The organism is Thermoanaerobaculia bacterium (assembly GCA_018057705.1).
GTDB lineage: Bacteria > Acidobacteriota > Thermoanaerobaculia > Multivoradales > JAGPDF01 > JAGPDF01.
In genome coordinates, this window is record JAGPDF010000033.1 from 14,314 (window position 1) to 37,344 (window position 23,031).

At 70.1% G+C, this 23,031-nt stretch carries 25 protein-coding genes; 17 read left to right on the forward strand and 8 right to left on the reverse strand.

The features are described from left to right. Position 1 precedes the first annotated feature (1 nt). Positions 2–835: a DUF3014 domain-containing protein gene (locus KBI44_11880; GenBank protein MBP9145174.1), complete on the reverse strand. Its 834-nt coding sequence runs from the start codon at positions 833–835 to the stop codon at positions 2–4. 494 nt (positions 836–1,329) lie between these two features. Here KBI44_11880 and KBI44_11885 point away from each other — a divergent pair, with 494 nt between their 5' ends. From KBI44_11885 to KBI44_11895, 3 genes are all read left to right on the forward strand, one after another. Then, positions 1,330–2,532, forward strand: coding sequence for a citrate transporter (locus KBI44_11885; protein ID MBP9145175.1), 1,203 nt, complete (start codon positions 1,330–1,332; stop codon positions 2,530–2,532). A 155-nt stretch (positions 2,533–2,687) separates the two neighbouring features. Next, positions 2,688–3,983: a phosphopyruvate hydratase gene (eno, locus tag KBI44_11890; GenBank protein MBP9145176.1), complete on the forward strand. Its 1,296-nt coding sequence runs from the start codon at positions 2,688–2,690 to the stop codon at positions 3,981–3,983. Next, positions 3,980–4,351, forward strand: coding sequence for a septum formation initiator family protein (locus KBI44_11895; protein MBP9145177.1), 372 nt, complete (start codon positions 3,980–3,982; stop codon positions 4,349–4,351). The genes eno and KBI44_11895 overlap by 4 nt, the downstream gene beginning before the upstream one ends. A gap of 13 nt (positions 4,352–4,364) precedes the next feature. Here the strand turns inward: KBI44_11895 and waaF are convergent, their stop codons facing one another. Genes waaF through KBI44_11915 form a run of 4 tightly spaced genes read right to left on the reverse strand, consistent with a single transcriptional unit; the run spans position 4,365 to position 8,797 of the window. Continuing rightward, a complete protein-coding gene (gene waaF, locus KBI44_11900) occupies positions 4,365–5,432 on the reverse strand; it encodes a lipopolysaccharide heptosyltransferase II (GenBank protein ID MBP9145178.1) in 1,068 nt (355 codons plus the stop codon). A 20-nt stretch (positions 5,433–5,452) separates the two neighbouring features. Continuing rightward, positions 5,453–6,349, reverse strand: coding sequence for a lysophospholipid acyltransferase family protein (locus KBI44_11905; GenBank protein MBP9145179.1), 897 nt, complete (start codon positions 6,347–6,349; stop codon positions 5,453–5,455). Between the two features lie 10 nt (positions 6,350–6,359). Further along, positions 6,360–7,442 carry a tetraacyldisaccharide 4'-kinase gene (gene lpxK, locus KBI44_11910; GenBank protein ID MBP9145180.1) on the reverse strand — a complete coding sequence of 361 codons (1,083 nt, stop codon included), beginning with the start codon at positions 7,440–7,442 and terminating at the stop codon, positions 6,360–6,362. Further along, the gene (locus KBI44_11915) at positions 7,439–8,797 is read right to left on the reverse strand and encodes a 3-deoxy-D-manno-octulosonic acid transferase (GenBank protein MBP9145181.1); all 1,359 of its coding nucleotides are present in this window, start codon (positions 8,795–8,797) and stop codon (positions 7,439–7,441) included. The genes lpxK and KBI44_11915 overlap by 4 nt, the downstream gene beginning before the upstream one ends. 179 nt (positions 8,798–8,976) lie before the next feature. On the opposite strand from KBI44_11915, the gene KBI44_11920 reads away from it, so the two are divergent. The 14 genes from KBI44_11920 to dut all read left to right on the forward strand — a co-directional run bounded on the left by KBI44_11920 (position 8,977) and on the right by dut (position 21,929). Continuing rightward, a complete protein-coding gene (locus KBI44_11920) occupies positions 8,977–9,657 on the forward strand; it encodes an RNA polymerase sigma factor (protein ID MBP9145182.1) in 681 nt (226 codons plus the stop codon). Continuing rightward, positions 9,654–10,232 carry a hypothetical protein gene (locus tag KBI44_11925; GenBank protein MBP9145183.1) on the forward strand — a complete coding sequence of 193 codons (579 nt, stop codon included), beginning with the start codon at positions 9,654–9,656 and terminating at the stop codon, positions 10,230–10,232. The genes KBI44_11920 and KBI44_11925 overlap by 4 nt, the downstream gene beginning before the upstream one ends. Continuing rightward, complete coding sequence (locus KBI44_11930; protein MBP9145184.1) at positions 10,225–11,019, forward strand: hypothetical protein; 795 nt, start codon at positions 10,225–10,227, stop codon at positions 11,017–11,019. Before KBI44_11925 ends, KBI44_11930 begins: the two co-directional genes overlap by 8 nt. A 3-nt stretch (positions 11,020–11,022) precedes the next feature. Then, complete coding sequence (locus tag KBI44_11935; GenBank protein ID MBP9145185.1) at positions 11,023–12,240, forward strand: type II secretion system F family protein; 1,218 nt, start codon at positions 11,023–11,025, stop codon at positions 12,238–12,240. Positions 12,241–12,278: 38 nt separating this feature from the next. Beyond that, positions 12,279–13,883, forward strand: coding sequence for a type II/IV secretion system protein (locus KBI44_11940; protein MBP9145186.1), 1,605 nt, complete (start codon positions 12,279–12,281; stop codon positions 13,881–13,883). Between the two features lie 55 nt (positions 13,884–13,938). After that, positions 13,939–14,868: a hypothetical protein gene (locus KBI44_11945; protein ID MBP9145187.1), complete on the forward strand. Its 930-nt coding sequence runs from the start codon at positions 13,939–13,941 to the stop codon at positions 14,866–14,868. Continuing rightward, on the forward strand, positions 14,865–16,049 hold the full coding sequence (locus KBI44_11950; GenBank protein MBP9145188.1) for a hypothetical protein: 1,185 nt from the start codon (positions 14,865–14,867) through the stop codon (positions 16,047–16,049). Before KBI44_11945 ends, KBI44_11950 begins: the two co-directional genes overlap by 4 nt. Beyond that, positions 16,046–16,651: a hypothetical protein gene (locus KBI44_11955; protein ID MBP9145189.1), complete on the forward strand. Its 606-nt coding sequence runs from the start codon at positions 16,046–16,048 to the stop codon at positions 16,649–16,651. The genes KBI44_11950 and KBI44_11955 overlap by 4 nt, the downstream gene beginning before the upstream one ends. Continuing rightward, positions 16,648–17,274, forward strand: a complete 627-nt coding sequence (locus KBI44_11960; protein ID MBP9145190.1) for a hypothetical protein — start codon at positions 16,648–16,650, stop codon at positions 17,272–17,274. Before KBI44_11955 ends, KBI44_11960 begins: the two co-directional genes overlap by 4 nt. A 19-nt stretch (positions 17,275–17,293) precedes the next feature. Further along, a complete protein-coding gene (locus KBI44_11965) occupies positions 17,294–19,798 on the forward strand; it encodes a hypothetical protein (GenBank protein ID MBP9145191.1) in 2,505 nt (834 codons plus the stop codon). Beyond that, positions 19,795–20,250 carry a type II secretion system protein gene (locus tag KBI44_11970; protein ID MBP9145192.1) on the forward strand — a complete coding sequence of 152 codons (456 nt, stop codon included), beginning with the start codon at positions 19,795–19,797 and terminating at the stop codon, positions 20,248–20,250. The genes KBI44_11965 and KBI44_11970 overlap by 4 nt, the downstream gene beginning before the upstream one ends. Beyond that, positions 20,244–20,672 (forward strand): type II secretion system protein, encoded by a 429-nt coding sequence (locus tag KBI44_11975; protein MBP9145193.1) that lies wholly within the window; start codon positions 20,244–20,246, stop codon positions 20,670–20,672. Before KBI44_11970 ends, KBI44_11975 begins: the two co-directional genes overlap by 7 nt. A gap of 103 nt (positions 20,673–20,775) precedes the next feature. After that, positions 20,776–21,474 (forward strand): hypothetical protein, encoded by a 699-nt coding sequence (locus tag KBI44_11980; protein ID MBP9145194.1) that lies wholly within the window; start codon positions 20,776–20,778, stop codon positions 21,472–21,474. Positions 21,475–21,476: 2 nt separating this feature from the next. Continuing rightward, positions 21,477–21,929 carry a dUTP diphosphatase gene (gene dut, locus KBI44_11985; protein MBP9145195.1) on the forward strand — a complete coding sequence of 151 codons (453 nt, stop codon included), beginning with the start codon at positions 21,477–21,479 and terminating at the stop codon, positions 21,927–21,929. Positions 21,930–21,947: 18 nt separating this feature from the next. Here dut and KBI44_11990 read toward each other — a convergent pair whose 3' ends face one another. Genes KBI44_11990 through KBI44_12000 form a run of 3 tightly spaced genes read right to left on the reverse strand, consistent with a single transcriptional unit; the run spans position 21,948 to position 23,030 of the window. Beyond that, on the reverse strand, positions 21,948–22,175 hold the full coding sequence (locus KBI44_11990) for a hypothetical protein (GenBank protein MBP9145196.1): 228 nt from the start codon (positions 22,173–22,175) through the stop codon (positions 21,948–21,950). Positions 22,176–22,179: 4 nt separating this feature from the next. After that, complete coding sequence (locus KBI44_11995; protein ID MBP9145197.1) at positions 22,180–22,605, reverse strand: cytochrome c; 426 nt, start codon at positions 22,603–22,605, stop codon at positions 22,180–22,182. After that, on the reverse strand, positions 22,602–23,030 hold the full coding sequence (locus KBI44_12000; GenBank protein ID MBP9145198.1) for a cytochrome c: 429 nt from the start codon (positions 23,028–23,030) through the stop codon (positions 22,602–22,604). The genes KBI44_11995 and KBI44_12000 overlap by 4 nt, the downstream gene beginning before the upstream one ends. Between the last annotated feature and the right edge of the window lies 1 nt (position 23,031).

Genomic DNA, 23,031 nt, shown 5'->3' on the forward strand with positions numbered 1-23,031 from the left:
CTCATCCCTCATCGAACGCTCGCGAAAGCTCCCTGAGCTTCTCGCGGACGCGGGCGCCATTGCGCGCTCCGAGTCGCAGCAACTGCTTCTGGGGTGCGCTCAACGCCTCGAGTGCGGGATCGGCGAAGCGGTAGATGCCGTCCTCTCCGAGAATCACCTCCAGGTCCCCGGAGGGGGATGGCGTCGCCGACAGATGCTCGATGGCGCTCTCCAGAGCAGCCTCGAACCCGGTGCCGGGGAGAGCGTTCTCGTCCATGGCCCGCGAGAGCAGCGGGGCGACTCTCGCGACGAGGCGGGCAATCTGCTGGGTGTCGAGGCCGACGAAAAGGTCGATGACGCGGTCGTAGCGGCGGTAGCTCTCCGGCGCGATGATCCAGCCGTCGCCGCGGGCGCTCGCCGCGAAACGCCCTTCGACCGGCAGGAAGGTCAGGAACCGCCGCGGGGAGCGCTGCTCCGAGACCGCCAGGATCGCCCGCACGCCCTGCTGGACGAGCTCCTCGGCGGAGGCGAGCCACTGGTCGAGCGCCGGCGAGCCGAAGAGCCCCGCGATCAGCGAGCGCACGAAGTCGTCGCTCTGCCCGAGCTCGGGAAGCCCGGGATCGGGCGAGGGGCCTTCGGGCAAGGGCGCAGGGACGAGCGGGGCGGGAGCGGCACCCGCCGTCGCCGGGGCCACCGCCGGAGGGCCTCCCGGCCGACTCGAACGCAGAAACAGCCAGAGGCCGAGAGCGACCAGGATCGCGAGGACACCCATCGCCATCCAGCCCGTCGGCCGCCGCTTTGCAACCAGCCGGGTCGGGGGGACCTCCTGCATGGGGTCGAACTGCAGCTCTGCCATGCCGCTCTCCTCTCCTTGAGCCGTGCCGGTCCACCAAGAGATGAGTCGGTGGATCCGGGCATCGGGGATCCCTCCGAGTGGGCCCGATGGACAGCCCACTCTGAATGCAGGGCGTAAGCACCTCCTGTGCCAGAACATCGACGCCCTGGCTCCCGGACACCGTAGCCAGTGCCGCGGCAGCGGTTCGAGCGCCGGCCGCGGTCCATGCTCGATCCGCGCCTGCGCCGATCGCTCGCCGGCGGATTCGCCCCGGCAGATCTGATGGGGCGAACGACCCAACCGGGCGGGGCGCTGAAGTTGACCCTGCTCCTATAGTTCTGCTCATTGCAGCAGGACTCGTCGCGCATGCGCATCCGGATCCGGGGCCCGCGACAGGAGCAGCGGGAGAGGTCGCGATGCCGACAGGGATGCGTTGGAGAAGGTCGTTGCTGTGGATGCTCGGCTTGGCGCTGTCGTTGCCGGGCTTTGCCTGGGCTGGAGCCGCGTCCGAGCCGATCGAGGTCGCAGGGATTCCGCTCGAGTTCCTTCTCTTTGCCCTCACTCTGCTCGGGGTCGCGCTGTTCCATCACAAGACCCTCCAAGTGGCGGTCACGGGTCTGTCGGTGATCACCCTCTACAAGATCGTCTTCGCGGGGTTCAAGGAGGGCACCGGCCTTGCCGGCTTCGTCTCGCATCTCGGGCACGAATGGGTGGTGATCTTCAACCTCCTCGGCCTGCTCCTCGGGTTTGCCCTGCTCGCGCGCCACTTCGAAGAGAGCGATGTCCCCAAAGTCCTGCCGCGCTACCTACCTGACGACTGGAAGGGGGCGTTCGTCCTCCTGGTGCTGGTCTTCGTCCTGTCGTCGTTCCTCGACAACATCGCCGCGGCATTGATCGGCGGTGCGATGGCCCACACCCTGTTCGACAAGAAGGTGCACATTGGCTACATCGCGGCGCTCGTCGCGGCGTCGAACGCCGGCGGCTCGGGGAGCGTCGTCGGCGACACCACCACCACGATGATGTGGATCCACGGTGTGCCGCCTTCGGCCGTCTTCCACGCCTACGTCGCCGCCGGGCTGGCTCTGGTCGTCTTCGGCATCCCGGCCGCGCTGCAGCAGCACAAGTACTCGCCGATCCTGAAGGACGCTTCGCCGAATGCCCGGATCGACTGGACGCGGGTGGGGATCGTTGCCTTCATTCTCGTGTCGGCGATCTCGACCAACGTCTTCATCAACGTCAAGTACACCGAGCACGCCGACAGCTTCCCGTTCATCGGCGTCGCGGTCTGCCTGGCGATCCTCCTCACCGCGCCGATTCGCAAGCCCGAATGGTCGCTCCTGCCGGGCGCCCTCAAGGGGGCGTGTTTTCTCCTCTCGCTGGTCCTCGCCGCGACCATGATGCCGGTCGAAAAACTCCCTGCGGCGGCCTGGCAGACGGCGTTCGGACTCGGCTTCCTTTCGGCGGTTTTCGACAACATTCCGTTGACCGCGCTGGCGCTCGCCCAGGGCGGCTACGACTGGGGGATGCTCGCCTATGCCGTGGGCTTCGGCGGCTCGATGATCTGGTTCGGCTCTTCGGCCGGCGTCGCGATCTCGAGCATGTATCCGGAGGCGCGGTCGGTCGGGTCCTGGTTGAAGAACGGCTGGCACGTCTCCGTCGCCTACATCGCCGGTTTCCTCCTGCTCCTCCTCACCCTCGGCTGGCGGCCGCACGCCTGAGGCCTCCGAGACCCCCCGGAGAACATCGGAGCGCAGCTCGGCGGCTTGATCGCCGCGAGCCTTCGGGTTACCCTTGAGGCCGTATCGCCCAACGGCAGGGAAGGCCGCAGCTCGCGAAGTCCCGGTTTGCACGTTCGCATCCCCTGGGGGATTCCATGTTCCTGATCGAAGAAATCGTCGCGCGAGAGGTGCTCGACTCGCGGGGAAATCCGACCGTCGAAGTGGACTGCGCCCTCGCCGGGGGAGCGGTCGGCACCGCCCAGGTGCCGTCCGGCGCCTCGACCGGCAGCCGCGAAGCCCTCGAGCTGCGCGACGGCGGCACCCGCTATCACGGCAAGGGCGTGGTGACCGCTGTCGACTTCATCTACGACGAGATTGCTCCGGAGCTCGAGGAGATGGACGCCCGCGACCAGGCGCTCATCGACCGCACGATGTGCGATCTCGACGGCACGCCAAACAAGGCCCGCCTCGGCGCCAACGGCATTCTCGGCGTCTCGCTGGCGGTGGCCAAGGCGGCGGCGGCGGAGGCGGGCCTGCCGCTCTACAGCTACCTCGGCGGGCCTGCTGCCACGGTGATGCCGGTGCCGATGCTGAACGTCTTGAACGGCGGCGCCCACGCCGACAACTCGATCGACATCCAGGAGTTCATGATCGTGCCGGTCGGCTTTCCGCGCTACTCGGAGGCCCTGCGGGCCGGAGTCGAGGTCTACCACACGCTGAAGAAGGTGCTGAAGGAGAAGGGTCTCGCCACCGCGGTCGGCGACGAGGGCGGCTTCGCGCCGAACCTCGCCAGCAACCGCGAGGCGCTCGACCTGCTGATGATCGCCATCGAGAAGGCCGGCTACCGGCCGGGCCACGACATCGCCCTGGCGCTCGACGTCGCGGCCTCGGAGCTCCTGGAAGAGGGCGCGCCGGGACGCTACGCGCTCGCCGGCGAGGGCAAGAAGGGTCTCTCCGCCCAGGATCTGATCGCGATCTACCGCGACTGGGTGGGCGCCTATCCGCTGGTTTCGATCGAGGACGGGCTCGCCGAGAGCGATTGGGAGGGCTGGAAGGAGCTGACGCGCACCCTCGGCTCGAAAGTGCAGCTGGTGGGCGACGACGTCTTCGTCACCAACCCGGAGATTCTCGCCCGTGGCATCGCCGAGGGCGTCGCCAACGCCATGCTGGTGAAGGTAAATCAGATCGGGACGCTCTCGGAGACCCTCACGGCAGTCGACATGGCGAAGGCGCGCGGCTACGCCAACATCATCAGCCACCGTTCGGGCGAGACCGAGGACACGACGATCGCCGATCTCGCCGTGGCGACCCGCGCCGGGCAGATCAAGACCGGCGCCCCCTGCAGGAGCGACCGGGTGGCGAAGTACAACCGACTCCTGCGCATCGAGGAGGAGCTGGACGAAGCGGCGATCTATCCCGGCGCCGCCGCGTTCCCGCGATTTCGCGCTTGACGGACGTCCCTCCGCTCGCTCCGCTCCCTCCGACGGACGAGCCGCGCCCGCATCCTCTCCGCTCGCTTCTCGTTGCGGTGGTGGTCTTCCTCGCCCTGCTGCTGGCGACCTTCGGCCTGAAGAGCTACCGGGATCTCGCCGCGGTGCGCGGGCGCGAGCGCCAGCTCACGGCCGAGATCGCCGGCACCGAGGAACGCATCGCTCTCCTCAAGCGCCGCATCGAGAGCCTGAAGAACGACCCGGTGGCGCTCGACCGTGTGGCCCGCGAGAGCCTCGGTCTGGTGCGGCCGGAAGATGTCGTGATCGTTTTTCCCGCGCCGCGCCTGCCCGCTCCTCCACCCATCACCCCGCCCGACCCAGCGCAGTAGCCGCAGGATCGGGCTAGCGATCTGCCGCAGGCACGGACGCCGCGAGCCGGCCCAGGACGGCGCTCGCGACCTCGCCGACGCCGATGCCACGCAGGCAGCCGTGGTGGAGGAGCGGGCAGCGCCGGCGGAAGCAGGGGGAGCACCAGAGATTGCGGTCGAGGACGGTGTGGCCGGCGCCGCTCTCCCCCGCCGGTGCTGTCCGGCGGCGATCGGTAGGACCGAAGAGCGCGACGCAAGGGACCCCCACCGCCGCGGCGAGGTGCATCGGACCGGAGTCGTTGGTCACCAGCAGATCGAGCTCGGCCATCGCCGCCGCGAGGCCCGCGAGGTCGAGGTCGGGCCCCAGGACCGGATGGAGCTTGCCGCTCTCTTCGTGGACACGCACGCCGAGCCAGACCTCTTTCGGACCGACGAAGATCGCTTCGCGCATGCCGGGGAGGCGCCGGCGGAGCTCGCGCGCCAGGTCCGACCAGTAGGGCATCGGCCAGCGCTTCGAGGCACCCCACTCGGCCCCGGGCGAGAGGCCGACGAGCGGGGCCTCGCTCGCGTCGCGTTCCGAGCGCGTTCCGAGTCCGGCGCGGACCACCCGTTCCCGGCCGCGTTCGCGCAGCTCCTGCGGCAGATCGAGACGCGGGATCCAGTCGGCCGGCGGCGACACGCCCATCGCGCCCAGGAGCTCGCGGTAGTCCTCGATCTGCGGCCGGCGACCACGGGGCCGGGCAACCGCCGGCGCGAGCAGCGGGCCGCGAAAGTCGGCCCGGTAGCCGTAGCGCCGGGCGATGCCGGCGCGCGCGAGCAGCCAGGCGGCACGGAACGAGTTCGGCAGGATCAACGCCTCGTCGAAGCCGCCGGCGAGGAGGGCCGCGAGCGTCGCCTCGTCGGCGCCCTTGTCGAGCGTCGCCCCCGTTCGACCGATGCCGGGAAACAGCGCCAGCAGGGAGTGGAGCGAGCGTCGCGCGAGGACGCTGACCTCGCGGCCGCTCGCCGCCAGGGCCCGAAAGACCGGCTCGGCCATGACGCAGTCACCGACCCAGTTCGGGGCGACGACGAGCGTGCGCTGCGGCCGGGGTATCGGACTCATGGGCGGACACATGGGTGGGCTCACGGACGGGGGCGCTTCCACCGGTCGTGCAGCCAGAGCCAGAGCTCGGGGCGCTGGCGCGCGCGCTCCTCGAGCACGGCGAGGTAGCTCCGGGTGAGCGCCACCTCGTCGCTTTCGGCGTCCGCCTGCGGGGCGGCGATCGGCGGCAGCGCTTCGACGCGATAGCGCCCGCCGGGGAGCTCCTCGCCGAAGACCAGGACGACGGGAGCGCCGGTGCGCTGCGACAGACGGGCGACGATCGGGCTGGTCGACGCCGGGCGGTCGAAGAACGGCACGTCCACGCCCTCCTCGGCCCGCACCCGCTGGTCGACCAGGAGCCCCAGCCGGCCGCCCTTCTCGAGCAGGCGGAACATTTCGCGCACCGCCCCCCGCTTGTCGAGCGAACGGTTGCCGTAGCGGGTGCGCAGGCGCTGGATGACGCGGTCGAAATGGGGATTGTCGGCGCGGCGTCCGACCGAGCTCATCGGGCCGACGGTGAGCGCGATGGCGGCGGGGACCACCTCCCAGTTTCCGAAATGGGACCCGAGGACGATGGTGCCCTTTCCCCGGCCCATTTCCGCGGCGCGCTCGAAGTTCTCCCAGCCGACGAGCTCGAGCCGCGCGAGGAGCTCCGGGCCGTCGAACCGCAGGCTCGAAAGCGCATCGCAGAACGAGGCGCCGAAGTGGCGGAAGCAGGCACGCGTGATCCGCAGCCGCTCTCCCGCGGAGAGCTCGGGGAAGGCGGCAGCGAGGTTGGTGTCGGCGATCCTCCGCCGGCGGCGGTCGAGCCGGCCCGCGAGCGCGCCGAGCGCTCCGCCGAGCGCCCGGCTGGCGGTGTGGGGCAGAGCGCGCACCAGCCCCTGGAAGAGGGCGAAGGCGCCGAACTCGACGGCGTGGCGGACGGGGGCGTTCTTCATCGGCGGCGCCTCATCTTCTGGCCTGGGCCAACCGTTCGTCGAACCACTCCCAGAAGGCGGGTTCCGGGCGGGCGAGGATCGGCAGCACCGCCGGCGCCGGCGAGAGCCTCCCCCGGAGCTTGAGCGCGTCCTTCGCCGTGGTGAGGAGGGCGCCGGCACGATGGCGGCGGAAGGCGCCTTCGATCCGGGCGATGCTCTCGTCAGGATAGGCGTGGTGGTCGGGAAAGGCGAGCCGGGCCGCGATTTCGACCCCCTGCCTCTCGGCATCGCGAAAGAAGCCCTCCGGCCGGGCGATGCCGGCGAAGGCGACGACCCGCGTTCCGGCGGGGAGGATGGCGTGGAGGTCGCTGCCGCTGCCGCTTCCGGCTCCCGCCAGGCCGGATGCCCCCGAGCGCGGCGGACCGCTGGCCGTCGAGCTCGCGAAGCCGGGGCCGGAGAAACCGTGCCGCGCGAGCGCCCGTGCCAGGTGCGCGCCGGCGGTGGGCATTTCGGGGGCCGGGCAGCCGGTGAGCACCACGGCATCGGCGTGACGGGCGGCGCCGAGCGGCTCGCGCAGGCGCCCGGCCGGGGCGAGCCGCCCGCCGGCGAACGGGTCGGCGGCGGGGAAGAGGAGGAGCTCGATGTCGCGGGCCAGCGCGACGTGCGAGAAACCGTCGTCGAGGAGGAAGAGATCCGGCGTCTGCGGCAGCTCGCGCAGCAGGAGGCGCGCCGCCGCGACGCGCTGCTCGCCGACGGCGACCGCCACCCCGGGAAGGAGCTCGGCCAGGAGGAACGGCTCATCCCCGGCGGCGCTCCAGGGGATCCGTGGCCCGCCCCCCAGGGAGACGACGAGCGGACCGCGGCTCGCGCGGCGATACCCCCGCGAGACGATCGCCACCGCGAGACCGCGCGCCTGCAGGTCGGCGGCGACCGCCGCCGTGAATGGAGTCTTCCCGCCGCCCCCCCAGTGCAGGTTCCCGAGACTCACCACCGGCACCGGCAGGCGTTCGGCGGTCGCCGCGGCGCGACGACGGCGGCGGGCGAGCAGCGCGCCGTAGAGGAGCTGCCAGGGGGAGCGCGGCGGAGGGGGCGCCGCGAGCGACAACGTCGTCATCCCCGGGCCGGCCGCTGCTGCGCTGGGGCCGGCGATGTCGCCGCCGCCGGCGCGAGCGTCGATTTCCCGGAGGCCGCCGCGACGAGCGGCGCGAGGAGCTCGAGCGTCCGCGCGAGCGCGCCGGCATTCGCCGCGACGAGCGCCTGCCCGCGCGCTCCGATCGCCCGCGCCGCGGTGGGATCGGCGAGCCAGGCCGCCCAGAGCCTGCCCAGCTCCTCCGCCGAGGCGACGCGGGCCCAGCCGCCGGTCCGGTCGAAGAGCTCGGCAATCTCGCGGAAGTTGGTCATCGAAGGCCCGACGGCCACCGGTACCCCGAAGCGTGCCGCCTCGATCGGATTGTGTCCGCCGGTCGGCTGGAGCGTGCCGCCGACGAAAGCGGCGGTGGCCAGCCGGTAAGTGGCGGCGAGCTCGCCGATCGAGTCGAGGAGGAAGACCGGCGGGCGCTCGCGGTCGGGGCCGCTACGCCGAACGGCGCCGGGGGCTTCCGCGGCGACGCGCAGCGCGACGGCGGCAAAGCGCTCCGGATGCCGTGGTGCGAGGACCAGCATCGCGCGATCGCCGGCCGTCCGGTCGCCGTCGGCGAGTCCGCGGAAAGCCGCGAGTACCTGCTCCTCCTCGCCCTCCATGGTCGAGCCGGCGACGAGAATCGGCCGGCCAGCGGCGAGGCGCTCGAGCCGCCGGGCGAGCTCGGGGTTTCCCGGTGGCTCCGGGGAGTCGAACTTGAGATTGCCGGTGACGGTGACGCGACCGGCGGGGACGCCGAGCGCGATCAGGCGCTCGGCGTCGACTGCGGTCTGGACGCCGAACCGATCGATCGGGGCGAAGAAGAGCGGCAGCGCCAGGGCGCGGAAGCGCTGCAGACGGACGAAGCTCCGGTCGCTCACCCGGCCGTTGACGACCGCGGTCGGGATCCCCCGCCGGCGAACGGCGCGCAGCAGGAGCGGCCAGAAGTCGCCCTCGACCAGCACCAGCGAGGCGGGGGAGAAGCGGCGGAAGAAGCGGCGGATGGCGAAGCCGAGCTCGAACGGGAGGTAGGCGACGGCGGCGCGGTCGCCGAGGCGCGCCGCCGCCGCGCTCGCCTGCGCCTGGCCGGTTGGAGTGATCGTGGTCAGCAGCAGCGGCAGCTCGGGCGGGAGTTTCGCCGCCAGCGTTCCGGCGAGCGCTGCTTCGCCCACGGAGACGGCATGGATCCAGAACCTTCCCGGACTTCCCGTCCCCGCCTCGGGCCGGGCGTCGTGGGGCGGCGGCGGGGCCGGCCGGCCGCCCCCGAGCCTCCCCCGAAGCGTCGGCAGGTAGTGGCGGCGGCGCAGGAGGAGCAGAAAGGGGCCGGCCGCGAGGAGGGCCAGGGCGGACACGATTTGATAGATCCACCACATGGGGACCGGGGCAGTATAATCAAGCGCTTCAATGTTTTGCCCGGGTCGCACCCGGTTCGCGCCGGGCGCTTGCCGGCGGCGTGCCGGAAATGGGGCGGGAAGGGCGCAGGCTTGGACGGTGCGCCCCGGAGGTCCGTAGAAAGCAATTGGAACCGGTCATGCCAGAGTTGGTCTACTCCCAGAATCGCGAACGACTGAAGCTCGCCGAGCGGAGCGATCGGGAACTGCTCTGCCTGCTCCAGGCGGACGACGAACTGGCGCTGGCCGAGCTCGTGGCCAGGAAGACCCGGGCGCTCCTTCAGGTGACCGCCCGCATCGTCCGCGACGAGGAAGAGGCTCGCGACGTCGTGCAGGTCGCGTTCCTGAAGATCTGGGAGAGCCGCGCGAAGTACGACACGCGCTGGAGCCCGAATACCTGGATCTATCGCATCGCCACCAACCTGGCGATCGATCACTGGCGCTCGCGCCGGTCGCGCGACCAGGCCGGCGAGCCGATGCGCTTTCACCTCCTGCGGGCTGCCGAAAGCCACCCGACCGGGGCCATGGCCGAGCTCAAGGAGGCCGAGGTCGAGCGCATCTTCATCGAGCTCGCGGCCGAGTTGACCGAGAAGCAACGCCTGATCTTCCTGCTTCGCGAGACCGAAGGGCTGGACTCGAGCGAAGTGGCGGCGATCGCCGGCTGTGAGGAGTCCACCGTACGCAACCACCTGTTCAACGCTCGCAAGATCCTGCGCCAGAAGCTCGTCGAGCGTTATCCGGAGTATGCCCGCGCCGCGGTTTCTGGAGCCAGCGGAGGCAGCGCCGGCAGCTCGCCCGAGACCAGGGAGCCCCGCCGATGACCTGTCCCGACTGGCGCGCCCTGGTCGCGGCCCGTGAGGCCGAGCCCGCAGCCGACGAACCGGGCTGGGCGGAGGCTCGCCGGCACGCCGCGCAATGCAGCCGCTGCCGCGTCGAAGCGCTCTCGGCCGACCCGCTGCTGCTCTTCGCGCGCCTTCCCGGGCGCACGGTCGCGCCGCGCGAGATTGCCGAGATGCAGGGCGCGGTGTCCGCGCTGGTCCGCGCCAGCCGCGTCGCGCAGGGGGGGCATCCGGCACCGCGTGGGCTCCGTGCGGCCCCTTCGCGGCGCTTCCCGGCCGCACGTTTCGCTGCGGCGCTGGGAGTCTGTTCTCTGCTGGCGCTCTCCGGCGTCCCCCGTCCCCAACCCGCCGGGATCGGCCCGTTCGCCAACGCCGGAGAGTTTTCGACGGGTCTGGCGGCTCCGGCCGCTCTGCCCGCCCGGAACACCGGGGTCGAGCGGGCCAGGCCGATGCAATCGCTCGTCGAGGAGCTCGGCCGCCCGGGAGCCCGGATCTATGAGCTGCCGCAGGCCGACATGGCGGTCGTGATGATCGTCGATGCGAGCCTGGATGTTTGAGTCGCGGCCGCTGCCGAACTTTGCGCGCGCCCTCGTCTGCCTCGTGGCGCTCGGCGTGACGCTCGTAGCCGCCGCCGCAGCAGCGCAGGCGCCAGCGGTGCCCGACCCTGCGCAGCGGCCCCGACTGCGTTCGCAACCCCCGCCCCCGACTGGGGAGGCCGCGGCGGTTCGCCTGATGGTCTTCAGCCTCCAGCGCCAGAGTGCCTTCGATGCGCTCTCCGCCATCCGGCCCCTGCTTTCCGTCCAGGGCTCGGTCGAGGTCGATCCGAACCGCAACACGATCTCGGTGCGCGACAACCTCGCGGCGCTCTCCCGGGTGGCGATCGCGATCCGGGTCTTCGATCGCGAGAACCAGCCGGTGAAGATCGACGTCCAACTGATCCTCGCCGAGACCGCGAAGATCTCGCCGGTCCGCCCCGACGTCGGCCTCGCTCCCGACCTCCTGGGGCGTCTGCGGCAGCTCTTGCGATTCCAGACCTTCTCGCTGCTCGCGCGCAGCCAGATCGCCAGCCGCGAAGGCGAGAGTGTCGTGTTCGAGATGGCCCAGGGCTACCGGCTGAGCTTCGAGGTCGGTTCGATCGCCGAGGGCAAGCAGATCCGCCTCGCCGGATTCCGTATGGTGCGCGCCCTGCCGGGAGCGCCCGAGAAGGAGCTCGTTCGCACCGTCGTGCATCTCGGGCTCGACCAGCCGCTGATCCTGGGAATGACCCGGGACGAGGCGGCGGACCGGGCCCTGATGCTCGTGCTGCGCTATGAAAACTCCCCGACCGCCACGGCTGGGAACTAGCCGGTGGATTTCGTCTGTCATCTCGGGACGCCCGAAGGGCGGGTGGTGCGCGAAACCCGCGCCGCCGCGAACGAGACCGTGCTGCGCGCCGAGCTCGAGCGCCAGGGCCTGAAGGTCTTCGCCATCGAGCGTCGCCTCGGCCTCGCGATGCCGACCGAATTCCTGGCGCGTTTCCGCCGGGAGCGCAAGATCCCCTATCGGACGCTCATGGTTTTCAACCAGGAGATGGCAGCGCTGCTCAAGGCGGGCCTTCCCCTCCTCCAGGCGCTCAACCTCATGCTCGAGCGCATGCGCGAGCCGAATTTCCGCGAGATCCTGACGCAGGTGCGCGACCGCGTGAAGGGCGGCGAAGAGCTCTCCGACGCCTTCGGGTCGTTCGGCGCGGTCTTTCCGCCGCTCTATTCGGCGACGCTCAAGGCCGGCGAGCGCACGGGCGAGCTCGAGCAGGTCCTGCGGCGGTTCATCCGCTACCTCAAGCTCGTCATCGACGCCCGCAAGCGCGTGATCTCGGCGCTCGTCTACCCTTCCGTGCTGGTCGGACTGTCGATCGCCATGCTCTTCGTCATGGCGATCTTCGTCATGCCGCGATTCACCGTCTTCTACGACTCGATGGACATGCAGCTGCCGCTGCTGACCCGGATCACTCTCGGGGTGTCGCTCTTCCTGCGCGACAACATCGTCTTCATCCTGGCCGGCACCATCGCCACCGTCGTGGTCGTGCGCCGCTGGGCGCGCACTCCGGCGGGCGCCCTGCGTCTCGATCGGATGAAGCTGCGCATTCCGCTCCTCGGTCCGGTGCTCCACCTGTTCTCGCTCGCCGAGTACTGCCGCTCGCTCTCGACCCTGCTCGCTGGTGGCATGCCTCTCCTGCCCTCGATGGAGATCTCGGGCCGCGCGGTGAGCAACCTCCACGTCCGTGACCGCCTCTTCCCGACGCTGCAGCAGGTGCGCGAGGGCACGGCGCTCCACGAGGCGCTCGACAAGACCGGCATCGTCACCGATCTCGCGATCGACATGGTCAAGGTCGGCGAAGCGACCGGATCGCTCGATGTCATGCTTACCAACATCGCCGACTTCTTCGACGAGGAGGTCGAGCTGCGGATGCAGCGCATCCTGTCGCTCGTCGAGCCGCTGATGCTGGTGATCATGGGCTGCCTCGTCGCCGCCCTGCTGATCTCGGTCTACATGCCGATGTTCAACGCCATGGGAGGCATCACGTGAGCAGCGCGCCGGCACCCCCCTCTCCAGGGGCCGAGCTCCTGGCCTCCGACTCGAAGCTGCGCTCGGTCGACGAACGACGGGCGGTCGAGAGCATGGCGGCGCTGCACGGACTCGACTTCGTCGATCTCGACCACTTCCGGATCGACAACGACCTGTTCCACACGATTCCCTTCGAGCTGATGCTGCGCTACGGCTTCGTTCCGCAGGCCCAGCTCCCCGGGCGCATCGCCCTGGTGATGAAGGACCCGAAGGACGTCGGGCGGCTCGACGAGCTGGAGCTCCTGCTCGGGCAGCCGATCGAAGTGCGGGTGGGCGTCCCGTCGGCGATCGAGGAGATCCTCCAGAAGTCCGAGTCCACCCAGCGCGTCCTCGAGGAGGCGACGGAGGACTTCCGCATCCAGCTCGTGCAGGAGGACGATCAGGGCGAAGAGGTGCTGTCGATCGACAGCATCACCGCCGATTCCTCGCCGGTCATCAAGCTGGTCGATTCGACGGTCTTCAACGCCATCCAGCGCCGCGCTTCCGACATCCACATCGAATCCCGCGACAACGAAGTGGTGATCAAGTACCGGATCGACGGCGTCCTCTACCAGGCGATGGAGCCGATCGACAAACGCCACCACCAGACGATCATCAGCCGGATCAAGGTGATGTCGGAGCTCGACATCGCCGAGAAGCGCGTTCCCCAGGACGGCCGGTTCAAGCTGCGCCTGAAGGGCCGCACGATCGACTTCCGCGTCTCGATCATGCCCTCCGTGCACGGCGAAGACTGCGTCATCCGCATCCTCGACAAGGAGTCGATGTCGGCGGAGTTCCACAATCTGCGCCTCGATATCCTCGGCTTCGACGACGACACCATGCGCAAGGTGCGAAAGTCGATCCGCGAGCCCTACGGCATGGTGCTGGTCACCGGTCCGACCGGCAGCGGCAAGACGACGACCCTCTACGCCTGCCTCTCGGAGATCCAGTCGCCGGAAGACAAGATCATCACCATCGAGGATCCGGTCGAGTACCAGCTGAAGGGCATCACCCAGATCCCGGTCAACGAGAAGAAGGGGCTCACCTTCGCGCGCGGACTGCGCTCGATCCTGCGCCACGACCCGGACAAGGTGATGATCGGCGAGATCCGCGACGAGGACACCGCGTCGATCGCCATCCAGTCGGCGCTCACCGGCCATCTCGTCTTCACCACGGTGCATGCGAACAACGTGGTCGACGTGCTCGGGCGTTTCCTCAACATGAAGGTCGACCTCTACAACTTCGTCTCGGCGCTGAACTGCGTTCTCGCCCAGAGGCTGGTGCGCAGGATCTGTCCGCACTGCCGGCGCGAGGCGGCGGTGAGCCCGCAGCTGCTCGAGGATTCGGGGCTCTCGCCCGCCGTCTACGGGGACCATCCCTTCTTCGAAGGTGCCGGCTGCCTCGAGTGCAACGGCACCGGATTCCTGGGCCGCCTCGCGGTGTCGGAGCTGCTGGACCTCTCGGACCGTATCCGGGAGCTGATTCTGGAGAAGCGGCCGGGCTCGGAGATCAAGCGCGCGGCCAAGGAAGAGGGAATGCGTTTCCTGCGCGAATCCGCGCTCGAAAAGGCGCTGCAAGGATCGACGACGCTACGTGAGATCAATCGGTTTACCTTCGTGGATTGACCGCGCCCTGGGCCGCCAGCCCAGGCCCGTTCCGCCGAACGTTTTCGCGATCCGGATGCGGGAGCTGCGCCTCGCCGCCTTTTCGCGCGCCGACCGCGAGGGGGCCGGGCTCGAGCTCGCCGAGTTCCATTCCCTGCCGCTTCCGGAAGGGCTCTTCGGCAGCGGTCCGCTGGGCGTGCCGGCCGGCGACAGCGCGGCTCTCGCCGAGAGCGTGCGGATGCTCGTGGCGCGCGCCGCGAGACCGATCCGCGAGGCAACGGTCGTTCTCCCCGATGCGTGGGCGCGCAGCATGGTGATCGAGCTCGGCGAGCTTCCCGAGGAGCCCGGCGCGCGGCTCGAGGTGCTGCGGTTTCGCCTCAAACGGTTGGTGCCCTATCGGGTCGAGGACCTGCGGATCGAAGCCGTGCCGCTCGCCGCGCAGGGTGCCGGCGAGAGCGGTGCGCCGGGCGGCGGCGAGGCCGAGGCGCTCCGTTTCGTCACCATGGCGAACGCCACCGTCTGCGAGACCATCGAAGAGGCCTTCGCCCGCTGCGGAATCCGCATCGGCCAGCTTTCCGGGGCGACGCTCTCGACCCTCCAGGCCCTGAACCGAGGCGCCCTCGCCCAGGGACTCTTCGGTCTCGCGCTGGTCGACGCCGACGGTTTCAGCCTGGTGCTCGTCCATGCGGGGAAGCCCGTCGTCTGGCGGCAGAAGGGCTTCACCGAAGGGCTCTCGGATGCCGACCGCTCGCGCCTCCTCAAGTCGGAGCTGCGACTGACGCGAACGCTCCTCGGCGAGCGCTTTCCCGGCGTGGCGCTCGAGGCGCTCTATCTCGCCGCGCCGCGGGCGGTCGAGCCGTTCTGGCTGCAGGTGCTGGGGCAGGGTCTGGACTGCGCGCCGACGCGTCTCCTGGTCGAGCACCTGGCGCTCGCCGCCGAGGGCTTCGGTGAGGCCTTCGCGGAGCTCGCTCCCCTCGCCGGCGCGGCCTCCCGGGAGGTGGCGTGAGCGTGTTGCGCTGGCAGGAGCCGAATCTCGCCCGGAACCCGTTCGTCAACGAGCGCCCGGTTCGCCGTCTGGCGATCACCCTCTGGGTACTCTTCGTGCTCGTCGCCGGCGCCGGCTTCTGGATGTCGCGGACGATCCGCGTTGAGACCGGCACCCGGGTCGCCGAGCTGGCACGTCTGAACGCGGCGACCCTCGCCGATCGTGAGAGCGCCGTGCGGCTGGAGGCCGACCTGCGGGGCGCCAATCTGCCGGCCCAGAACGAGCGCGCGGAGTTTCTGAACCGGCGGCTCGCCGAGCGCTCCTTCTCGTGGAACGAGCTCCTGGAGACGCTGACGGGCGCGATGCCGCGCAGTGTCCGCCTGCTGCGCCTCAACCCGGAGGGCTTCACTCGCGAACGCGGCCGGGCGCAGGCCGCTGCCGAGACCCCGGCCACGACCCGGGTCGCGATGCGCATCCTTGGCGAGGCCGAAGAGACCGAGGCGTTGCTCGAGTTCGTCGACCGGCTCTTCGCGCATCCGGCCTTCGACCGGCCGAATCTCTCGCGTGAAAGCGTCAAGAAGGACTTGAAGATCCAGTTCGACATCGCGGTCGACTATCTGCCGCAGACCGCCGCCCGGACGACGGTGGCGTCGACGGCAGAGGCGGCGATCGCCGATGCCGCCCATGCCTCCGATGCCGCTGGCGCCGCCGCGGGTCCGGACCGTCCCGCCGCTGCCGCGACCGGGGCGGGACTCCTGCCCGGGCTCGCCGGGGCGCCCGCCGGCGCACCGCTGCCGGCGACCGTTGCCGGGGGCCGGCCGGAGGGCGCCGGAAAGCCCGCCACGGGCCGGCCGCTGCCGTCCTCGCAGGCAGCCGCTGCCGGCGCGCGAGGCGGCGCGGGCGAAGAGGACGTCAAGAAGGATCCTCCCCGCGAGGACCTGGGCGGCAATTCCGGCAAGCTCGAGGCGGTCGCCGGGGAAGCGCGCGGCGGGACGGACTCTTCGGGCGCCCCGCGAATGGGCGGCTTGCCGGCCGTTGCGGCACCGGGGTTCGTGGGTGGCAGTGGAGGCGCGGCGGGCTCCGGCGCCCGCGGCGGCACCGCCGCGCCACCTGCACCCGCTGCTGGCGGGAGTCGTTTCCCCGAGAACGTCATGCCGACTCCGCTGCGGCCCTACGCTTCGTCGATCGGAGGGGGGAGATGATCACCACCCGCGCTCTCTGGCGCCGGCGAGTGTGGGTCTGGCTTCCGCCGGCGGTGGCCCTGTGTGTGGCGACGCTCTTCCTGGTCTATCTCGAACGCGGAGTGCGGTCGCGCGGCGACACGCTCGACCGACGCCTGCAGGCGGCGCAGCTCCAGCGGGGGGAGGCCCAGGCGAACCTGGCCCGTTTCGAGAAGCTCGCCGCGGCGGCAAGATCGACCCGCGAGCAGATGGAGAGCCTCATGCAGGAGAAGTTCGCGACCGAGGGCGGCCGGTTCACGGACCTCATTCGCGAGATCAAGCTGCTCGCTGAACACGCCGGTCTCGATCCGCGGGACATCGGTTACCCCGAGGAGGAACTGGCCGAGCTCGGTCTCGTCCGGCGCTCGTTCGTCTTCAGCGTCGACGGGAGCTACGCGAATCTGCGCGCCTTCCTCTATCTGCTGGAGCTCTCGCCCTCGTTCATCACCGTGGACCAGATCGAGGTGCGCGAGCTCTCGGGCGGCAGAGGGCTGAGTGCGAGCCTGCGACTCTCCACCTTCTTCTCCGTGCCGCGCGACGAGGCTGCGGAGCCCAGGCGCCCGGCGGCGGGGGGGCGCTCTTGAACCTCGGGAGCCGCGAGCGCCGTCTGCTGCTCGTCCTCGCCGCCTTCGCCGGGGTGGCGGCCCTGCGCGGCCTCTGGGTGCTCGCGGCGCCGGCGCCGCTGCCGCAGGTGGCGGTGGTGAAGCCGGCCGCGGTGCGCGGCGGCGCCGATCGCTCGAGCTTCGGCAAGGGCACGCGGCGCGGTGCCCTCGAGCTGCCGAAGGAGATCGTCACGCTCGCGCTGGCCGATCCCGATCGCCAGCCGGGCGCGCTCGCCGTCGGACGGGATCCGTTCCGGTTCGGCCCGCCGCCCGCGCCGCCCCCGCCGCCGCCGCCGACCCGGGAGGAGCTCGCGCAGCGCGCCGCGGAAGCCGAGGCCCGCCGCCGCGCGGCGGAGGAGGACGCGCGACAGAGGGCGATCCCCCGACCGCCGCCCGTGACATTGGTCTACCTCGGCAGCTTCGGGACCGAAGCCCGCCGCATCGCGGTCTTCGCGGACGACAAGGGCGAGAATCTCTACAATGTGCGGGTCGGCGAAATCGTCGAGGGCAAGTTCATCGTCGACCGTATCGGGTACGAATCGGTCGACCTAAAATTCGTCGGTTTTCCCGACGAGCCGGCGAAGCGCTTGCCGATCGGGGGCTAGTTTGGCTGGAGAACATTTCATGAACCGAAGAGATCGCGTGGCCGGGGCGCTGCTCCTCGTGCTCGTTCTGGCCGGGACTTCCGGATGTGCGACCTATCGGCTCGCGCAACAGGCCTCGCTGGCGGAGGAGAACGCCGACTGGGACGCCGCCGTCGAGCACTACCTCGAGCTCGTCGAGCGCCAGCCGTCCAACGTGCGCTACAAGACCGCCTTGCTGCGCGCTCGCCTGAAGGCGTCCCAGGAGCACTTCAGCAAGGGGCAGCGCTTCCGCGAAGCGGGGGTTCTCGAGCGCGCCCTGATCGAGTTCCAGGAGGCCGTGCAGCTCGACTCCACCAACCAGTACGCCCAGGTCGAGCTCGACCAGTTGCGCGGCGAGATCGCCCGGGTGGATCGCGACGGCAGCCCGATGTCGCTCGAAGAGCTCAAGAAGAAGACCCGCGACCAACCGGCGCAGCCGCCGGTGCTCTCGCCGCGGTCCAAGGACCCGATCTCGCTCGATTTCCCGAAGCCGGTGTCGATCTTCGACATCTACCGCGCGCTCGGCAAGGCGTTCGGGCTCAACATCCTGTTCGACCCGGCACTCAAGGACCAGGACCTCGCCATCGAGCTGCGCGACGTCACCGCCCAGAACGCCCTCGAAACCCTGATGCGCGCCGCCGGCCACTTCTACAAGGTGGTCGACGAGCACTCGATCATCATCGCCGCGGACAACCCGCAGAACCGCAAGAACTACGAAGACCTGGTGATCCAGACCTTCTTCCTCTCGAACGCCGAGGTGAAGGACGTCCTGACGCTCCTGCGCAGCCTCATCGGGGCGAAGAACATCGCCACCAACGAGGAGTTGAACGCGGTGACGATCCGCGACACCGCCGACAAGGTCAAGGTGGCGCAGCGGATGATCGAGGGCATCGACAAGTCGAGGTCGGAGGTCATCGTCGACGTCGAGCTGATCGAGGTCGACACGAACCGGATCCGCGAAATCGGAGTCAGTCTTTCGCAGAACCAGATCACCCAGTCGCTCGGCCTCGGCGAGGACGCCAAGGTCCGGCTCTCCGACCTGAAGTACTTGAACCAGAGCAGCTGGATCCTGACGATCCCCTCCATCATCTACGACTTCGTCAAGACGAACGCCGACGCGCAGCTCCTCGCCAAGCCGCAGATCCGCATCAGCGAGGGCGAGAAGGGCAAGGTCCACATCGGCGACCGGGTGCCGATTCCGGTCACCAGCTTCAACTCCGCGCAGACCTCGGGCGGCAACATCATTCCGATCACCTCGTTCCAGTACCAGGACGTCGGCATCAAGATCGACATCGAGCCGCGTGTGCACCACAACAAGGAGGTCACGCTCAAGCTCCAGATCGAGGTCAGCCAGATCACCGGCTACCAGGATGGCGGCGGCGGTCAGCGGCAGCCGATCATCGGCACGCGCACGATCGAGTCGACCATCCGGCTGAAGGACGGCGAGACCAACTTCCTCGCCGGCCTGATCCGCACCGACGAGGTCCAGGGCGAGACCGGCATCCCCGGACTCTCCGACATCCCGATCATCGGCCGGCTGTTCGGCAAGTCGACGAGCAACATCAAGCGCAGCGACGTCATGCTGACACTGACCCCGCACATCATCCGGACGCCCGAGATCACCGCCGGCGACCTCATGCCGATCTGGGTCGGCACGGAGTCGAACATCTCCTTCCGCGGCGGCACGCCGCGGGTCGAATCGGAGGCCGAGGGGCCGTTCGACGACGGCCAGTCTTCGGCCGAGGCGGAGGAGAAGATCCGCGAGCAGGTCCAGCGGCTGCCTCGTGGGCTGCGCGAGCCGGCCCTGGGCGGCAGCGGTCCTGCCGCGGCCGAGCCGTTCGGAGGCGTGACCCTGGCGCCGGGCGGAGCGCCCTCGAATCCGTTCGCGACACCGCAGCAGCAGAAGACCGAACCGAGCGACGAAGAGCAGCCGGACGGGGGGTCGGCGAGCTTCGACGCGTCTGCGGACGAGGGCCGTTCTCTCGATCTGATTGCCAGCAGCGGGGAGTCTTCCTTCGGTTCCGGAAGCGCCCGGCTGCGCCTGTTGCCGCAGCTCGCGTCCGTCGACGAGGGGGAGAGCTTCGAGATGGTGGTCGAGATCGCGACGACCTCGCCGGTAGCCCACGTTCCGATGACGCTCTCCTGGGACCCCGCACTGCTCACGCTGGAAAAGGTCGTCCCCGGAGACTTCCTGGGCGGCGCCCGCAATGCGGCCTATACGAGCGACACCACGATTCCCGGCGAGCTCACGGTCACGGCCGATCGTGTCGAGGGCGCTTCTGGCGTGGCCGGCAACGGCGCGCTGGTGCGGGTCCGCTTCCGTTCCCTGACCGGGGGCTTCGCCACGGTCGCCGTCGCCGCCGGGAAGGTCCTGGACGCCGACCTCTACGACCTCGCAGCTGGCGCGGCCCCGCCGAGCGAGGTCGAGATCCGCGCCGCCGCGGACTCGGCGCCGGCGCTCCAGCCGGCCCTGGCACCGGTCGGCGAGCCGGACGGGGGTTCATGAAATCGAGTCGCGGCTTCACCCTGACCGAGCTCCTGGTCGTGTGCGCGGTGCTCTCGATTCTCGCCGGGGTGACCTTCCCGACGGTCAAGTACACCCGCAAGCGGATGAAGGAGATCGAGCTTCACGCGCAACTGCGCGAGATGCGCTCGGCGATCGACGAGTTCAAGCGCTACAGCGACGCCGGCTTTCTGCCCATCGACTTCGGCACCGACGGCTATCCGAAGGACCTCGAGGTCCTGGTCGAGGGCGTCGATGTCGTCGGGCAGATCGACAAGAAGGCGCGATTCCTGCGCCGCATCGGCGTCGACCCGATGACCGGCGACGACGAATGGGGGCTACGCAGCTATCAGGACGAGCCCGACTCGTCGAGCTGGGGCGGGGAGAATGTCTACGACGTGTATTCGCTGTCGGGAGGTACGGGACTGAACGGGATCCCCTACTCGCAATGGTGAACCTGCCGAAGAGGGGCCAGCGCGGTTTCACGCTGCTCGAGCTGATCATCGTCGTGGCGATCATCGGCATCCTGGCGACGATCGCCATGCCGGCGTTGAAGGACATGCCACGCCGGGCGAACGAGTCGGTGCTGAAGACCAACCTGCGGACGATTCGCGACCTGATCGACCAGTACTACGGCGACCAGGGTCACTATCCGGAGAGCCTCGACGTGCTGGTCGAGAAGGGCTATGTCCGGATGGTCCCGTACGATCCGCTGACCAAGAGCGCCACCACCTGGAAGCTCATCTACGAGGAGCCCGATCCCCTGGCCGAGCCCGCCGAGACCGACCTGCCCGAAGGCGGAGAGCCGGGGATCATCGACGTGCGTTCCGGCTCGCCGCTGGTCGCGCTCGATGGCACCCCCTATGACACCTGGTAGCCGAACCGGGCTTCGGCCCGGGGGAAGGGCGGAGGGGGCGGGTCGCCGCCCGACGCCGCCCGGCGGCGCCCGGAAGCGTGGCGACGAGGGCTACAGCCTGGTCATGGTGGTGATGCTCATCACCGTCCTCAACATCATGGTCGCAATCGCGCTTCCCATGTGGAGCGGCATGATCCGGCGCGACAAAGAGGAGGAGCTGATCGCGCGCGGTCTGCAGTACGCCGAGGCGATCCGCGTCTTTCAGCGCCGCTTCGGCCGGCTGCCGGTGCAGCTCGACGAGCTGATCAAGGTCGAGCCGCGCTCGATCCGGCGGCTCTGGGAGGATCCGATGACCGGCAAACAGGATTGGATCCTGATCTTCGAGGGCACCCCCCCGGGGGGAGCGGGCTCTCCCGGTATCGACCCGCAGACCGGATTGCCGCTGCCGCCTGCCGGAACCGATCCGCAGAATCCGCCGGGCTCCGGGGACGAGAATCTGCCGCCGCCGGTCGGACCGATCCGGGGCGTGCGGAGCCGGGCGACGGGGGAAGCCTTCAAGGTCTTCCTCGACCAGTCGGAGTACTCTGCCTGGGAGTTTCGCTCCGACCTCTTCTCGCGCTTTCGCGCGGCACCTTCGGAGAACGGTATCCCCCGCGTCTCGGCGCTCACTCTCGGGCGGCCGTTCCGCTATTCGAACACCGGCGCCGGGCAAGGCCCCGGCCAGTTTCCGCCCCCGGGCGGCCCGGGAAAGCCCGCTCCGGGGACGCAGAGGCCGACCCTGCGAGCGCAGCCTCAGCCCCCGCCTCCCGGCGAGAAGGAGTGACCGTGGATCTCCCGACCGTGCGTATCCGCCGCTGGCCTCACGCCGGCGATCTGCCGCTGCCTGCGCCGGCCACCGCCGGCAGCGCCGGCGCCGACCTGCGGGCAGCGGTCGACGAGGAGCTCATCCTCGCGCCGGGGGGGCGCGCTCTCGTCCCGACCGGCTTCAGCGTCGAGATCCCGGCCGGCTGGGAGGGGCAGGTCCGGCCGCGCAGCGGCCTCGCCGCCCAGTTCGGACTGACGCTGCTCAACTCGCCGGGCACCATCGACAGCGACTATCGCGGAGAGGTCCGCGTGCTGTTGATCAACCACGGCTCCGAGCCGTTCACCGTGCGCCGCGGCGAGCGGCTCGCGCAGCTGGTCGTCGCACCCGCCCCGCGCATCCGTTTCGTCGAAGTCGAGGATCTCGCTCCGAGCCCGCGCGGCGAAGGCGGCTTCGGCTCGACCGGCCGCGGCTGAGTCTTCGGACCCCGGGCGCTAGCGCTCCGGTGGTTCCGGATCGGGCTTGGCCACCAGCCCGAGCAGCAGGTCGTGAACCAAGGTGCGCAACTCCAGCGTGTACTCCGTGACGTCGCGCAGCCGGTCCTCGATCTGCTCGAGGCTGGCGCGTCCCGGTCCGGCGCCGCGGGCGCGCAACCGGTAGGAGAGCCGGTCGTCCAGAGACTCGAGCCGGTCATGCACATCCTTGAGGCGTTTTGGGTCCATACCCTTACCTCGCTGGTTGACCTTGCTGTTCGGACGCCGGCAGCTCGAGGACGTAGTCGACGAGGAGCTCGATATCGCCGAGCTCGAGCTTGTGGGAGAACGCCGGCATCGAGCCCGAGCCCTGGCTGATGCGCAGGTAGAGCGGTCCGCGCGCCTTGCGGCGCAGGAGCGGCGAGCGCTGAAGGTCGCTGTTGGGAGAGAGCGCGACCATCCGCGGGTCCCCCCGGCCGTCGTCGCCGTGGCAGCGGGCGCAGTGCTCGGTATAGAGGTCGGAGGCGCTCTTGCCGGAGGTCGGCGGTCCGCAGCCGGCGACCCCGGGCACGACGGCGGCCGCGAGCGCGCAGAGCGCGAAGCCGGCCCGGTGGCCGGAGCGTCTGGCGATCGCGGCGCGCGCCGCGATCGTCGCGCGCCGGATGCGCCCCGGACTCACTGGGCGGCCTCCCCGCGGAGCTTGCGCAGGTAGCCTAAAAGGGCGCGCATCTCTTCGCGCGTCAGGTTGTCGCGTGCCGGCATCTTGCCGAAGATCCCCTCGCGGATGATGGTCTCGATCGTCCCGTCGTCGCCGTAGTTTCTCCAGCTGTTGTCGGTCAGGTCGGCAAACTCCTCGCTCATGTAGCGGGCCGTGTTGCCGCGCCCGTCGACGCCGTGGCAGGTGGCGCAGTGGCGGCGATAGACCCGTTCTCCCGGGTCCTTGGGTCCGACAAGCCCGCAGCCCGAGGTCGCGAGGGCGAGCGCCGGGAGCAGCAGGCCGAGCGAGAGGAGCGATCGGAGCGATCGGAACGATCGGAGCGATCGGTGCGAGCGGTGCGAGCGCAGTGACTGGCGTGAGCGCCGGAGGCCGGCAAACGGGTTCACC